At 59.0% G+C, this 607-nt stretch carries 1 protein-coding gene; it reads right to left on the bottom strand.

Annotated features, from left to right (window positions below):
• On the bottom strand, positions 1–515 hold a 515-nt coding region (locus tag KYG_RS12850), incomplete at its 3' end, for an IS5 family transposase (RefSeq protein ID WP_008905339.1).
• Positions 516–607: the final 92 nt, after the last annotated feature.

Below are 607 nucleotides of genomic sequence, written 5' to 3'. Positions count from 1 at the left end.
TCAGCATCGTCACCACCGTCCTTGGGCACGAAGCTCTTGTGCCCAGCCCAGGCCTGGATCAAGGTGCCGTCCACGCTGAAGTGCTCCTTGGACAGCCACTTCTTCTTGTCGGCCTGTTTGAGCACCTCGTTGAAGAAGACCACCACCGCTTCGTGTTCGATCAAGCGCTGGCGGTTCTTGCTGAACACCGTGGGTACCCAGGTTGCATCGTCCATCGACAGACCAATGAACCATCGAAACAGCAGGTTGTATTGCGTCTGCTCCATCAACTGCCTCTCGGAACGAACGGAGTACAGCACTTGCAGCAGCATGGCGCGCAACAGCTTCTCGGGTGCGATGCTGGGACGTCCGCCCTTGACGTCGTCTTCATACATCCGGGCGAACAGCCCGCCCATCTCGGCCAGCGCCTTGTTGACCATCGTGCGGATGACTCGCAACGGGTGATTCCCTGGCACGAAGTCGTCGAGCTTCTTGAGGGTGAACAGGCCTTCGGTGTAGGTGTCAGCGCCGCGCATGAGGGAGTCGTTTCGAGGTGACGGGATGTGCCCCTACTGTGCCACGACACACCGTTTCGAGCGACTTGCCTATGAGGTATTTCAGCAGCCTG

It is taken from the genome of Acidovorax sp. NO-1, from assembly GCF_000238595.1.
GTDB lineage: Bacteria > Pseudomonadota > Gammaproteobacteria > Burkholderiales > Burkholderiaceae_C > Acidovorax.
The sequence above is the reverse complement of the archived record's forward strand: the minus strand, read 5'-3'. Positions and strand labels throughout refer to the sequence as shown.